We start from the raw sequence: 14,469 nt of genomic DNA, 5'->3' as shown, positions 1-14,469 counted from the left end.
TTTAAAACTGGTACTTAGGTGTCGTTTTTTTTGTCGATAGCATCTTCACGTAAACGAAAGTGAGAGAGTGAGTTATGGACAAGGTTTCGAACAAATCCCTGTTAAAGGGAACATGTGATGCAAGTGATGATGCTATCGCGGTGGTGAATCCAGCGACCAATGAAGTGATTGGCTATGTACCATCACTGCAGCCAACACAAATTGAAGAGCTAATTGAAAAATCTAAGCAAGCTCAGAAATTGTGGCAGGAGCGAACTGCTTCAGAGCGTTCAGTTATTTTAAAACGTTGGTATGATCTGGTTATCGAGAATAGCGATGATCTTGCTCGTATCATGACCTTGGAACAGGGTAAACCGTTAGCTGAAGCGAAAGGTGAGATCGTCTACGGTGCTTCATTTATTCAGTGGTTTGCGGAAGAAGCAAAGCGTACTTACGGTGATACAATTCCAACGCCTGCCGGCAACAAAAGAATCATGACAATTAAGCAGCCAGTTGGTATTGCTGCAGCGATTACACCATGGAACTTCCCTACGGCAATGATCACACGTAAAGCAGCTCCAGCTTTGGCTGCTGGCTGTAGTTTTATCGTGAAACCGGCGAACCAAACCCCGCTGTCTGCCTATGCAATCGCTGAATTAGCGTATCAGGCAGGGTTGCCTAAAGACCTGTTAGTTGTTGTAAATAATCATTCTTCTGTCGCGATTGGCGATCTTTTCTGCCAACACCCAGATATTCAAAAATTGTCGTTTACTGGTTCTACGGGCGTTGGCCGCCAACTGATTAAACAGTGTGCCGACACCATTAAACGAACGTCGATGGAACTCGGCGGGAACGCACCTTTTATTGTGTTTGATGATGCTGATATTGATGAAGCGGTTAAAGGGGCCATTGCGTCCAAATTCCGTAACGCCGGACAAACTTGTGTCTGTGCTAACCGCTTTTATGTTCAAGATGCGGTTTACGAGCAATTTGTCGAGAAATTTAAAGTTGCAGTGGCAGAACTAACCGTTGGTAACGGTATTGAACCGGGTGTGGTGATTGGCCCGCTTATCGACAGCAAAGCTAAAGCACAAGTCATGGGCTATATAGAAAAAGCCGTTGAGCAGGGTGCACAAGTAGCCTTTGGTGGCGATGACTTAGGTGGTCTTTTTGTTCAGCCAACCATTTTGACCGACGTAACGCAGGATATGGAGATAGTCCAGACCGAATTATTTGGCCCGGTTGCTCCAATTATTCGCTTTAGCAGTGACGAAGAACTGGTTACTCATGCCAACGATACCATTTATGGTTTAGCCAGTTACTTCTACACCAAAACACTGACTCGTGCTTTCTCTATCGCTGAAAAACTGGAGTACGGCATGGTTGGGGTGAACGAAGGCATCATCTCGAACGAAGTGGCACCGTTTGGTGGCGTGAAGCAATCCGGTTTTGGCCGCGAAGGTGCAAAACAGGGTATCGATGAATACTTGAACGTTAAATACATCTGCCTTGGCGGCATGTAACAGACAACAGACAAACGATAGTTTTAAAGGAACAAGGCTATGACAAATGCACAATGGCAAGAACGTAAAGAAAAAGTAGTGGCTAAAGGAATGGCAAACCTTAGTGCGGTATACATCGAAAGTGCTAAAAATGCTCTTCTGACGGATATCGAAGGTAACGAATACATCGATTTTGCCGCTGGTATTGCAGTAACCAATACGGGCCACTCACACCCTCAAATCATCGCTGCAGTGAAAGAGCAGCTAGAAAAGTTCAGTCATACCTGCTCTATGGTAACGCCATACAGCAGCTTTATTGAGCTGGCAGAAAAAATCGTCGAAATCGCTCCGGGTGAAGGGGACAAAAAAGTCGCTTTTCTAACTACTGGTGCTGAAGCGGTAGAAAACGCAGTGAAAGTGGCGCGTGCTCATACAGGTCGTAGCGGCGTTATTGCATTTAAAGGCGGTTTCCATGGCCGAACCAATATGTGTATGGGTTTAACTGGTAAAGTTGCGCCGTATAAAGCGGGTTTTGGTCCTTTTCCTAATGAAATCTATCACTTGCCATTCCCAAATGCCTACCATGGAATTACTGAGCAGCAAAGCCTTGATGCGTTAAATGACTTGTTCGCATGTGATATCGAACCGAGCCGAGTAGCGGCGATTATCTTTGAACCGATTCAAGGAGAAGGTGGTTTCTACCAAGCACCTGCTTCTTGGGCACAAAAACTGAGAGAAGTTTGTGACAAGCACGGTATCGTACTGATCTGTGATGAGATTCAGACTGGTTTTGCCCGAACTGGCAAGATGTTTGCTTCAGAATACCTTGGAATCGTGCCTGATATCACTACAATGGCAAAAGGTATCGCTGGTGGATTCCCGCTATCGGGTATAGTTGGTAAGGCTGAGATCATGGATTCAGCAAACCCAGGTGGTTTAGGTGGTACTTATGCTGGCTCTCCGTTAGCTTGTGTCGCAGGTATTGAAGTTCTGAACATTATTGAGTCAGAATCGTTGTGTCAGAGAGCTGAACATATTGGTCAAACATTTGTTGAGCTGTTAAGTGAGATGCAAAAAGAAGTGCACCAAATTGGTGATATTCGCCAAGTTGGTGCAATGATCGCAATCGAATTTAACGATCCTGATACCAAAGAACCATTGTCTGAACTGACTAAAAAGCTTGTTGCAAGTGCGAATAAAGCAGGGGTAGTGCTACTTTCGTGTGGCGTTAAAGGCAACGTAATCCGTTTCCTACCACCTTTGACTATTGAAGATGAACTGATCTGTAAAGGATTAGAGATCATCAAAGCAGAGTTGCTGGCTTTAACTCGATAGCTGATTAAACTTTTAAAAGCAGTGCTTAATGTGCTGCTTTTAAGCGGTACGGTTTAAACCTGAATTCAGGTTAAGTAGTTAAAGCCGGGCATGTGTAAATGACCGGCGCAGTAAAGGCTAGGTCATTTATGCTTCAGGGCTATATTCACATCGATCCTCAGGATTCCCGCACACTACAAGAGCAAATCAAAAGCAGTATTTCTCAAGCGATTTTCGATGGTTTTGTTTCGAAAGACCGTAGTTTGGAATCTTCTCGAAAGCTCGCCCAAGCCCTCTCTGTTTCCCGAAATACAGTACTCAGAGTATATGACCAACTCACCGATGAAGGATTGCTAGTCTCCGTAGAAAGAAAGGGCTACTTTGTCAATCCTGAGCTAGAAGTCAGCACCAAAAAAGCACCTGAACGTGTCCCTGATTCAGAACAACGCCTGGACTGGGAAAAGTACCTGATAGACGGTGATGAAGCATCTGGTTCTGCTTCTAATAATCTCAAAAATTATCCCTACCTTTTCGTTCATGGTCAGGTCGACGAAGATCTTTTTCCTGTATCAGAATGGCGAAAATGCAGTATTCAATCCCTCAATAAGATTAATCATAAAAGCTGGACTTCAGACGACAACGACTATCACGACCTCATTGAGCAGATACGTACCCGAGTCTTGCCGAATCGTGGCATTTTTGTCGATGCGGATCAGATAGCGCTGACGCATGGTTGTCAGAACAGTTTGTATTTAATTTCCAAATTGCTGGTATCACGTTATACCAAAGTCGGTTTTGAAAATCCGGGTTACCCGGAAGCTCTGCAACAATTCAGAGCAAGAAGGGCCAACGTACAACCGATGGAAGTGGATAGGGAAGGGATGGTGGTCGACGACAGACTTAACTCATGCCAGCTTGTGTATACGACACCGAGTAACCAGTTCCCGACGACGGTTCGGATGTCGTCACAACGAAGAAAGCAGTTGATGGACAAGGCAGAGCAGGAAGATTTGTTGATCATTGAAGATGACTTTGAGCATGACATCAATTTTATCAACGACAAATGTCCCGCTCTTCGCGGTGAATATCAGAGTGAGAGGATAATCTATATCTCGAGCTTCTCTTCGGTTATTGCTCCGGGTTTAAGGCTTGGTTTTATTGTGGCATCTCCGCCACTTATCAAACAGATACGACAGGTTCAGCTTCGTATGCACAGCCTGCCACCGAAGAACAATTGTCAGACATTAGCACTCTTCATCAGCCTTGGTTATTACGATGCTTTGATTCAGAAAATGCTAAAGAAATACCGCGAAAAATGGTTAACCATGGAAAAAGCACTCAACACGTATTTTCCGCAGTCGGGTGTGATACCTTCCTTCGCGGGAACGGCATTCTGGATAGACTACCGAGAAGGGTTTGATGCCGGTTCTCTGGAGGAATTGGCGAAAGCTCATGGCATATTAATCAATAACGGTGCCAAGTATTACACCTGTGAGAAACGTAACAATAGTTTCCGCCTGAGTTTTCAGTCGATAAAAAACTCAGATATTCGTAATGGTATCGAGAAACTTGCCCAATTGGCCAAGAAAATACTGCCTACTCCAAGAGTTGAAGATGCGGAGGGTGTTCGCTTAAACGGCCAACGTATCAGAGAGCTACTTTCAGACCGAGTTGTACTGACAAGAGACTGTTTCAATATCCCTTATAGAATAACCTTTCAGGTTGACGGCAAGATGACAGGTGTATCCGACAGACCTAATGATGCGGATGAAGGTTACTGGTGGATTGAAAACAATCACCTTATGTACCAATGGCGTAACTGGCAATTTGCTGATGTACGTAGGATAACGGTTATTTTAGATGGCGATGCCATAAAGCGATTTGGTGAAGATGGCTACTTCATTGGTGATGCCAAGCTGATTGGTGAAACGGCGTAAGAAGACAGAGCCCGTAACGTCGGTGTTTAATTCGGTTGTCAGACATATTCGTAGTTAAAAAAGTGCCGATGTTTCCATCGGCACTTTGAGTTTATCGATACAGACCTAGCCAGACTGACGATAGTTAGCTCCACACTTGTTCAGCGATCTCTACAACGTGTTTTAGTTTGTTCCATTGGTCTTCTTCTGAAAGGATATTGCCTTCCTCTGTAGAAGCGAAGCCGCATTGTGGGCTTAAGCGTAGTTGTTCTAGAGGGATAAATTGAGTCGCCTCCTCGACGCGTGATTTTATGTAATCACTAGGCTCAAGTTCTGGAGACTTTGATGTAATCAGACCCAGTACGATAAACAAATCTTTTCTTGTGACATGCTTAAGCGGTTCAAATCCACCGGAGCGTTCATCGTCAAACTCAAGGAACAGACCATCAACATTTAGCTTGCCAAAAATGGTTTCCGCTGCAGCGTCATAGCCACCAGAACCAAAGTAGGTTGACTGAAAGTTGCCACGACAAATGTGCATGGTGATCAGCATATCTTCAGGCTTGTGCTTGATGGATTCATTAAGCAGCTTTGCAAAAATCTCGAGCAACTCTTCAGTTTCAAATCCAAGCGCTTTAATACCAGCAACGCCTTCCTCGGAAAAGAAAGATGCCCATGCGGTATCATCGAGTTGAAGGTAGCGGCATCCTTTATCGTAAAAAGCCTGAATGGCGTCTTGATACGCGTTAATTAAGTCGTTGATAAAGAGCTCGTTATTCGTCTCGTTGTAGTAGCTCGCAGCGTTTTTGGCGCGTAGGAACAGCATGTTTGGACTAGGGATCGTTTGCTTGGCAATGTGCTCTTTTGGATCCAGTAACGAATTCAGGAATTCAAAGTCTGCAAGGAATGGGTGATTATCAGAAAAGCTAATCTTATCGATAACTCTGATGCTGTGAGTTTTCGGTTTAGTACCTTTAAAGTTAAGCGGTGTTTCTGGCGTATAACCCTCAATTCCATTCAATCCTTCTAAAAAGTCAAAGTGCCACCAAGCGCGAGAATATTCACCATCGGTAATGGCTTTAAGGCCCGCTTGTTTCTGTTTATCGACATGTTTACGAGTCTCTTGTCTTTGAACTTCAATAAGCTGTTCTGCAGTGATTTCATTGTTTTGTTTTTGTAAACGAGCTGCTTTTAATGCTTCACTGCGCAATAAGCTACCGACCTGATCGGCATAGAACGGTGTAGCGATAGGGTTGATATGGTTTTGAACTGACATCTGATTACCTCAACATTCGAACAAGACATGAACATGTCTAGATGTCTGCATAGTCGCGTTATCAGCACCTTAGCTCAATCTCAGTTTGATCATGTTGTATATGAAATTATTTCAAGTTGTGGCGGTGTGAGGTTGAGAAGGGATGAGACGGTATCCTGTTGAAACTTGCTAATTTTTGCTTTCTGCGCGGACAGATTGATAGTGGTATATGGTTGCCATAGACAACCATATACCACTTCTGTTTCGGTAAGGTTAGTTAAAACGGTTAACTGAGAACAAAGATAGATTGAACTTGGCTTGCTGATCCAGGGCCATATCGGCAACGACTTCGCCTATCACGCTGGCAAATTTAAAACCGTGTCCCGAAAATCCAGAAACTAGCACGACATTGTTATTACGAGGATGCTTATCGATAATAAAGTTTTCATCTGGTGTTCGGGTGTACATACAGGTTTTACCGAATTTCAGCGATTCGACTTTAGGCATGTGCTTATCAAGTATTTGCTGAAGATCCGCTGCATCAGCAGACGCTTCAAATGGGCTGATATCTGCATTTGGGTCTTGATCTTCACCTAAGTCGTGGCGACCGATTTTTAATCCGGCGCCGTCGATGCTCGGGAATCCGTAGTAGATGCCATCTGGGGTCACAAATGAAAACGCAGGGAACGTACCTTCGCCATAAAGTGATTCTGGCGCGTTATACCATGCAAACGTTTTGCGGATAGGGTTAATAGGGAGCTTTAGCTTTAGCATATCCAGCAGGTCGTTTGACCAAGCGCCGACGGAGACTACCAATTTTTTGGCTTGGAATGTGTTGCCGTTGGCCGACACGCTAACCCCTTCATCAAGGAGACTTATGCCTGAAACCTTGTGGTGGGTTAAGAGTGTCGCACCTTCCGCTAAGGCGAGATCACGATATGCCTGAATACAATCTTCAACTCTTAAGACGCCGGACGTTGACTCGAAGCAACCAATATACTCAGGTGGTAGTTCAAGCCCTTCAAAGCGTTGGTTAGCTTCATCTGCACTCAAAATTTCAAGTGGAAGTTGGTGTTTTTTTGCGCTGGCGATGAGCATAGAGATAAACGGTGAACTTTCTTCACCAATATTCAGAACGCCAGTTTTCAGGAATAACGATTTTCCGGATAGTTGTTCTAACTCGCCCCATAATTCCTGCGCTCTTAATGCCAGCGGTACGTACTCTTCGCCTTCTCCGTAGGCATGTCGAATAATACGAGTTTCGCCATGATGACTAGCGTGTGAGTGTGGTGGGTCAAAAGCATCAAGAAGTAGTACCTTTTTCCCTTGTTTAGCTAAGAAATAGCCAGTGGACATGCCCATCGAGCCTGCACCGACAACAATCACATCGTACTGCATTAATACTCCGATAACGTTCTGTATTTGTGATGAGACTGTATCATATTTTAATTTGTTGAAAAGACGGTATTAACATTGATGTCAATGGTGATAGAACTCGACTTCTTATACCAGTATCGTTAACGAATAATCTGCACTAAGAAATTTCCAGTAAACAAAATGGACAACTTTACTTATTTCAATCAAACGAAAGCTCACTTCGGCAAAGGTTAAATCGCGAAACTCTTAATGTGTCTGTGACTGCAACACAATAGCTTACGCGCGACCTTCCTTTGCCCTTCAGTAGAAAAGCTCTCAGACCATTCAAATTAATCAAGTAGTATACATGGCTATATAAGGTGTATTTGTTAGCGTTTATATAACAAATGCATTTGATTTTTATACCATATCCGTGACTTATTCTGGTTTTAGCGTGTTTGAGAATAATTTTCTTTCTCCCCGAATGTGATCCATCATCCAGTTTTCTTTTGTTAAATGTTTGTCATTTAAATCGTGAAAAATGCCTTGTTCGCACAAATTCACTTAAGAAGGGCGTACGTGAATTTTTTATATGTAAACGGAATATTTTTATGTATATCAGTTTATTAACGTATTTTTAGAGTAATTTTACTATGAGTGAGTGCCAGAAAAACTGAGCAGTAATCCTTTTTTTATGGTGAAGGAGGAGGAAGTACGCCTTGATCTTCATCCTTGAGTAAAGCTACAAAGGGTGAGGGGGTCTAAGCAATTGCGCTTATAATTTTTACTATTGAATCCGCTCACAACGAATCGATATTAGAAAACACGCAGCAACATGTGAGTGGAAACGAGTAGGAGATAAACATGAGTGGCTTACATGAAATGCAATCAGCAGGTGCGAATGTAATTCTGCATGCTTTTGATTGGAAGTATGCTGACGTTGCCCGACGTGCAAAAGAGATCCATGAGATAGGTTATGGTTCTGTACTGGTCTCTCCACCAATGAAAAGTGCTGACGATGAACGCTGGTGGCAGCGTTATCAACCTCAAGATTATCGTGTTATCGACAATGCCCTCGGTGACACTCAAGATTTTATCCATATGGTTAAGGAACTGGATCGTTTTGGCGTATTGGTATACGCAGACGTTGTATTTAATCATATGGCGAACGAAGCTCATCTTCGTCAAGATCTTCAATATCCAAGACAAGAAGTGTTAGAAGAATACCAACAAAAATCTGCTAAATATCAGTCTATTAAGTTATTTGGTGATTTGACTGAACCACTCTTCACCGAAGAGCATTTTGCTGAGGCGTTTGGAATAAAAAACTGGAAAGATAAATGGCAGGTTCAAAATGGCCGTATTAACGGTGGACCAACCGATCCGGGTTTGCCAACGCTTAGAGTCTGTGATCATGTTGTGGAGCAGCAACGTGCGTATCTGAAAGCATTGAAAGCTATCGGTGTTAAGGGATTCCGCATTGATGCGGCCAAGCATATGACGCTTGAACATCTTAAACGCGTTTGGTCAGATGATATTACCCGGGATGTTCATATCTTCGGCGAGATTATTACAGATGGCGGTGCAACAGAAGAAGAGTATCAGCTGTTCCTAGAGCCGTATTTACAGGAAACTCTCTTATGTGCCTATGACTTCCCTCTGTTTACGACCATCTTCAGAGCGTTTTCGAAAACCGGCAGTTTCAAGTCGCTAATCGATCCATACTGTTTCGGTCAGGCACTGTCGCCGGGACGGGCGATTACCTTTGTGATAACTCACGACATTCCGAATAATGACGTTTTCCTCGATTTGGTGATGGATGAAGAAGACGAATGGCTGGCTTACGCGTATATATTGGGTCGTGATGGAGGCGTTCCTTTGATATATACCGACCTCGATACGAGCGGTATTAAGGGAAGAGACGGCAAGCCTAGGTGGAAAGGCGCGTGGAGTGACCCACGTATGGCTACGATGATTAAGTTTCACAATGCCGTGCACGGACAACCGATGAGCATTATCGAAGGAAATGATGACATGTTGGTTCTGCAGCGTGGTGATAAGGGTATTGTGATACTCAACAAATCGACTCGTCCGCAGTCTTTGTCCCTCGCTACAGATATTGACTGGATCGATATGGTGTCGGGCACCAAAATTCCATCTAATGTGGAACTCAAAGTGCCGGCAAAATCATCCATGTTACTTGTACCCGAACAGTGAAGACCTTCTGCGGGTAGAATAACAAAACTGACAGAGGTGGTTTGATACCGAATCTGAATACAGCGATTGGGGTCAATAATGTTGTCTGAGCTTGTTTAATGTTTTCATTCGGCGTTAAACAAGCTCCCGTAACCTATACCAGTTTTTGGTTCATATCACCTATCTGTAACCGTGATTACTTAATACGGGGTATGGCTGCAGGCATTTTTATCTAAACCTGTCGTGCTTGTTTCCGGTATTGATTGGGAGACATATTGGTATGCGTTCGGAAAAATCTTGAAAATACAGATTGTGACGAAAATCTAGTTAATTCACTGATTTCATTCATGCTTTTGTTGGTTTCCGTAAGAAGTTTTATCGCTTTATCTAGCCGAACTTTATTAAATATATTAGTAAAGCACTTGTTTTCAGCGCCTAATTTTTTATTTAGTGTCCAACGGCTCATTTTTAACTTCTCACATACTTTATCTAGAGCTTTTTGGTCGCAACAATACTCTTCTTCAACGACAAAAACACTCACAATATCCTCAACAATATATGAGAATTTATTATCATTGAATTCATTGCTAATTTTAACTAAATTGCTTTTTTGAAGTTTATATAAATTTTCGTTAAAAAATGAATTTTCCTTATGAATATGTGGTGATTTTACGATTAAGTGATTTTCATTCTGCCCAAATAAACACTTCGTATTGAGTTTTTCATTAGCTAAATGATGTGGCACTAAATTGGAGTGCGTTAATGAAACCGAATATTCTCCATTTGGAATGTACTGACTGATAATTTCTTTAAGAAATACGAAGTTTGCCAACGCACTGGAAACCATTTTATTGGGTCCGGTATCAGTGTACTTTATCTTCATTGAATCTTTATCTATCTGTACTTCACATTGGTCACAGCTTCCAATTAAAGCTCGATACTGGACAAAGCTACTTATGGCGGACTTTGCTGATAATTCATTGATGCATAAACCAAAAAAGTCTGGGAATAAAGAATACATACCCTCTAAGCCAGAGTCGTTAAAAAGCTGCTTCTGGTAAGGCATGAATTCTTCTAGCAAAGCGTAATGTGAACTGGAAGAAATCCTTCCATGTTTTTTATTCAGCTCATATTTGTTAATACCACATTTCTGTATGATTTCATCTTTATTACGACCTAATGCTGAAAGTTGCTGTAACATTGCAGATGTTAATAGATTAGAGACACTGCCATTCATTATTCGTCCTTTTATTTGTTTTATAAATGAACAAAATTCAATCACTAGCATAGTATCTCTCTTTTTTTATTTTTTACCTCAACGATGAAATGAATTAGTGATCTACTGCTAAAAATATATTTTACTACGTGAAAAAATAGGAATAGAGATCATATTCTTACTCCCGACTATCGTGATTGAGCGGAACAAATGACATACGGAGCGGTGTGTTATTAAAAAACAAAAGCCCGAAATAAATTCGGGCTTTGTTCGGTAGGCGTGAATTACTATTTAATGGTTAGAAGGCTTTCTTTTGTGACGCCTTCCTGTAATGCAAGCGCATCCGGCGTTGTTTGACTAACAACAATCTCGCTGCTCACAGTAAATTGTACTGATGGTGCTTCGGTACCAGTGATTTCACCAAGTACATCTGAAGACGGTGCGACATATACGGTGTAAGCGCCCGGTTCAACGATCCACTGATTGTTTTCCGCATCAAAACTGGCGAGGGTCTGAGCTGGGATATTGAAAGTCAGTGTCTCAGACTGACCTGCGTTCAACAGATCGGTTTTATCAAATGCCTTAAGTTCGATGGTTGGTTTTTCCAGTTTCACTTCAGGAGCGTTCACGTAGACCTGAGCGGCTTCTTTACCAGCCACACTACCGGTATTGGTAATTGTGGCGCTGATGGTAATAGAGCCTGCAGATCCACCTTTCGTCAACGTATTGGCGACAATAGTTGGTTTGCTGTACTCGAAGTTTGTGTATGACAGGCCGTAACCAAATGGATATGCCGGAGCCTTGTCGAAGGAAGAGTAATAGCGGTAGCCGACGTAGATACCTTCGTTATATAGCGATGTATCTTCTAAACCGTCCTCATCGGTATCCTTTCCTGGGAACGTTTCTGCTGATGGAACGTCTTCATATGCTTTAGGCATAGTTTGCGCAAGTTTACCACTAGGGTTAACGTCACCTGCCAGTATATCAGCGACTGCATTACCGGTTTCCTGTCCACCCATGTAGGCAAGAACGATAGAGTCCACTTGTTCTGCCCATGCTGAGGTATCAACAACGCCGTTCACATTGAGAACAACCGTTACCGTTTTGCCAGCGTTGTGGAATGCCTCGGAAACAGCATCAATAATTGCCACTTCTTCATCTGTTAGCAGGTAATCACCTTGAGTTGCAGTTCGGTCACCGCCTTCACCAGCCTGACGGCCAATAGTGATGACAGCGGCATCGTCACTTGCTGCAGCGGCATCAACACGTGCTTGTAGACTCGTATCGACTGTCGGCTCTAAACAGAATTCATAACCACCTAGTAGTGATCCTGTTGTTTGCTTGTTGGCTTCAAAGTATTCGCTGTAATAGTTTGTTAGATCTTGGTTCAGCTCAAATTTTTCTGCCAGTGCTGATGCAATATCGACAATATAGGCGGCATTAACATCACCACTACCTGTTCCCCCTTTAAGGGTGTTTACTTGAGTGGTACCAAATGATGCCACTTTACTTCCTGATGCCAGAGGAAGTGCGCCATTTTTGTTTTTAAGCAAAATCATACCGTCTGCAGCGGCTTGTCTTGCCAAAGCTGCATGTGCGTCAAGATCCGGAGCATCAGAGTAGTTATAGTTATTGTACGAAGGGGTTTTCTGCATTTGAGCAAGAATTGCCACGACACTATTATCAATCTCTTCTAGTGTAAGTGTTCCGTTGTTGTACGAATCTAGAAGATCCGCTTTTACGCCGCCTGGTTCAATCAGATTGTTGCCGGCTTTAACTTGCTTCGCGGCTGATTCTACATCTCTTCCGCCCTCAACTTGACCAGTGAAATCACTTCTCAGTCCTGACACGTTACCTGCAAACCAGTCTGACATTGCCAATCCTTTAAAGCCCCATTCTCCTCGAAGGATATCAGTCATCAGATCTTTACGTTGGTTCGCGTACGTACCATTGACCAGGTTATACGAGCTCATGATTGCCCATGGCTGCGCATCTTCCACGGCAATCTGGAAACCTCTCAGATAGATTTCACGTAATGTTCTAGGATCGGCAACAGTGTTATTGAAGAAGCGGTTCGTCTCCGCATTGTTAGCCACAAAGTGTTTGATTGTGGCACCAACTTGATTGGATTGAAGACCATTTACCATTGCCGCTGCGATTTTACCTGATAAAACCGGGTCTTCTGAGTAATATTCGAAGTTACGACCAAGAAGCGGGTTACGCTGAATGTTCATACCTGGTGCCAAAAGGAAGTCGACGCCGTACTCTTTTACTTCATTACCTTCCGCTTTACCCACTTCTTGAACTAGATCGGTATCCCACGTTGATGCCAATAGAGAGCCGATTGGCCACGCAGTTGCGTAATAGGTGTTGCTGTCGCCATCACGTTCCGGTTGGATCCTTAGACCTGCAGGGCCATCGGCCAGTTTCACTGCTGGAATATCCAACTTATCGTTTTTTACGCCGTTAATATAGCCAGCAACACCACTGACATCTTTCTCAGGGTCAAGGTTGATAGCGTCTTGGCCTTCATATGTGGTTAAGTCCATACCCGGACCAGATAAGATATCCAGTTTTTCACTGAGGCTCAGTTTTTTAAGCATCGATTCTGCTTTCTTGACGTACTTAACGCCACTGTCCTGGATTTGTAGATTGTCATTGGCTGCAGTCGCGGTGCCAGCTAAAGCCATAGCAACAGCAACGGTGACGAGTTTTGGTAGAGTTTTAAAGTCAGACATAGGGTTTCCTTGTTGTTATTCGAGGTTTCTTACCTAATGAACCTAGTGAGAACTCGGATGTACGATTGTTCTGATAAACGACTTTAAAGATTTAAGCGGCAGGACACTTTGCATTTCGGGGAAATATTTTGCATTTTGGAGAAGTATTGATAAATGTGATATCTATTCATCAATCAATGTAATTGTTAGATGAGAGCACCCATTATTATGCGTTACTCGTTATCTTTAATTGGTAGTTAAGTGTAAGGAGAAGGGATGGGAAAGTGTGTAAATGCCTGAAGGCTATTGGCACTCATTGACACAACACTCTGCACGTAAAAGTCTATGACGGAATCCAGACACTCATATTCCGCGACACAGTAAATCACTCTGCTTTCTCGGCCCTGTCTGATAAAGCTTGCTGACGCTAAACTGGATATGTAATGGGACAGTGTTGATGCAGGAATGCCAACGTTTCAGGTTCTTTGTAGGTTAACTCTGGCGAGTTTTGTGCCTATTTTTGTGTTTACAATAAAATTCAAAGAATACGATGAGGCAGATCAATCTTAACCATTATTTATCCCACAACCGAACCTGAGCATCTACAATTATTATTGAATCGGCAGACCAAGGAGGAGGCGGCTATGATTGCAGTTCATCGAGACTATTGTTTATCCAGACACCCGGATTTACACGCTCATATCGAAGTAAACCCTGTCGGTAAATTAAATGTCGAGATCGTCGAGCTTCATGAGTGTCACTCGACAGCGTTTGACGATTTGTCCTTTGAATGTCGTGGGAGAGAGACTAGTATTTGCGGCAAAGATAGTGCAGATAATTGGCAACTCAAACTTGCGGCGTCAGATGCGATTGAGCTTTCGCATTTAGTTGAGGAAGCGAGTGAAGAGTATGAGATTTTGATGAATGATCTTATGTGACTTTGCTTTACCGATTAAGCGTTTAGTGGTGTATGCTAATATTTAAAACCTCCCTGCATCGGGGAGGTTTTTTTATGATA

Annotated in this window: 9 protein-coding genes and 1 pseudogene; 5 read left to right on the top strand and 5 right to left on the bottom strand. The window is 43.0% G+C overall.

The features are described 5' to 3' along the window. The first annotated feature begins 74 nt into the window (after window positions 1–74). The 3 genes from WJM94_RS07165 to pdxR all read left to right on the top strand — a co-directional run bounded on the left by WJM94_RS07165 (window position 75) and on the right by pdxR (window position 4,732). Window positions 75–1,502 carry an NAD-dependent succinate-semialdehyde dehydrogenase gene (locus WJM94_RS07165; protein WP_444493560.1) on the top strand — a complete coding sequence of 476 codons (1,428 nt, stop codon included), beginning with the start codon at window positions 75–77 and terminating at the stop codon, window positions 1,500–1,502. A gap of 39 nt (window positions 1,503–1,541) precedes the next feature. After that, a complete protein-coding gene (gabT, locus tag WJM94_RS07160) occupies window positions 1,542–2,816 on the top strand; it encodes a 4-aminobutyrate--2-oxoglutarate transaminase (RefSeq protein WP_444493559.1) in 1,275 nt (424 codons plus the stop codon). A 128-nt stretch (window positions 2,817–2,944) separates the two neighbouring features. Beyond that, on the top strand, window positions 2,945–4,732 hold the full coding sequence (gene pdxR, locus WJM94_RS07155) for a MocR-like pyridoxine biosynthesis transcription factor PdxR (RefSeq protein WP_444493558.1): 1,788 nt from the start codon (window positions 2,945–2,947) through the stop codon (window positions 4,730–4,732). Between the two features lie 124 nt (window positions 4,733–4,856). On the opposite strand, the gene WJM94_RS07150 is transcribed toward pdxR, so the two are convergent. Both WJM94_RS07150 and solA read right to left on the bottom strand, forming a co-directional pair. Then, window positions 4,857–5,987, bottom strand: a complete 1,131-nt coding sequence (locus WJM94_RS07150) for a 5-methyltetrahydropteroyltriglutamate--homocysteine S-methyltransferase (RefSeq protein ID WP_444493557.1) — start codon at window positions 5,985–5,987, stop codon at window positions 4,857–4,859. Window positions 5,988–6,239: 252 nt separating this feature from the next. Then, window positions 6,240–7,364 carry an N-methyl-L-tryptophan oxidase gene (gene solA / locus WJM94_RS07145; protein WP_444493556.1) on the bottom strand — a complete coding sequence of 375 codons (1,125 nt, stop codon included), beginning with the start codon at window positions 7,362–7,364 and terminating at the stop codon, window positions 6,240–6,242. 822 nt (window positions 7,365–8,186) lie between these two features. On the opposite strand from solA, the gene WJM94_RS07140 reads away from it, so the two are divergent. Next, window positions 8,187–9,539: an alpha-amylase family protein gene (locus WJM94_RS07140; protein WP_444493555.1), complete on the top strand. Its 1,353-nt coding sequence runs from the start codon at window positions 8,187–8,189 to the stop codon at window positions 9,537–9,539. 211 nt (window positions 9,540–9,750) lie between these two features. Here WJM94_RS07140 and WJM94_RS07135 read toward each other — a convergent pair whose 3' ends face one another. From WJM94_RS07135 to WJM94_RS07125, 3 genes and pseudogenes are all read right to left on the bottom strand, one after another. Continuing rightward, window positions 9,751–10,806, bottom strand: a complete 1,056-nt coding sequence (locus WJM94_RS07135) for a helix-turn-helix domain-containing protein (RefSeq protein ID WP_444493554.1) — start codon at window positions 10,804–10,806, stop codon at window positions 9,751–9,753. 215 nt (window positions 10,807–11,021) lie between these two features. After that, window positions 11,022–13,472, bottom strand: a complete 2,451-nt coding sequence (locus WJM94_RS07130) for a glycoside hydrolase family 3 C-terminal domain-containing protein (protein WP_444493553.1) — start codon at window positions 13,470–13,472, stop codon at window positions 11,022–11,024. A 282-nt stretch (window positions 13,473–13,754) separates the two neighbouring features. After that, a pseudogene (locus tag WJM94_RS07125) lies at window positions 13,755–13,924 on the bottom strand (transcriptional regulator); the annotation flags it as partial. A 171-nt stretch (window positions 13,925–14,095) separates the two neighbouring features. On the opposite strand from WJM94_RS07125, the gene WJM94_RS07120 reads away from it, so the two are divergent. After that, window positions 14,096–14,389: a hypothetical protein gene (locus tag WJM94_RS07120; RefSeq protein WP_444493552.1), complete on the top strand. Its 294-nt coding sequence runs from the start codon at window positions 14,096–14,098 to the stop codon at window positions 14,387–14,389. The last annotated feature ends 80 nt before the right edge of the window (window positions 14,390–14,469 follow it).

This window comes from Vibrio sp. YIC-376, from assembly GCF_052353105.1.
Classification (GTDB): Bacteria; Pseudomonadota; Gammaproteobacteria; order Enterobacterales; family Vibrionaceae; genus Vibrio.
This window is presented reverse-complemented; position numbering and strand designations above follow the sequence as displayed.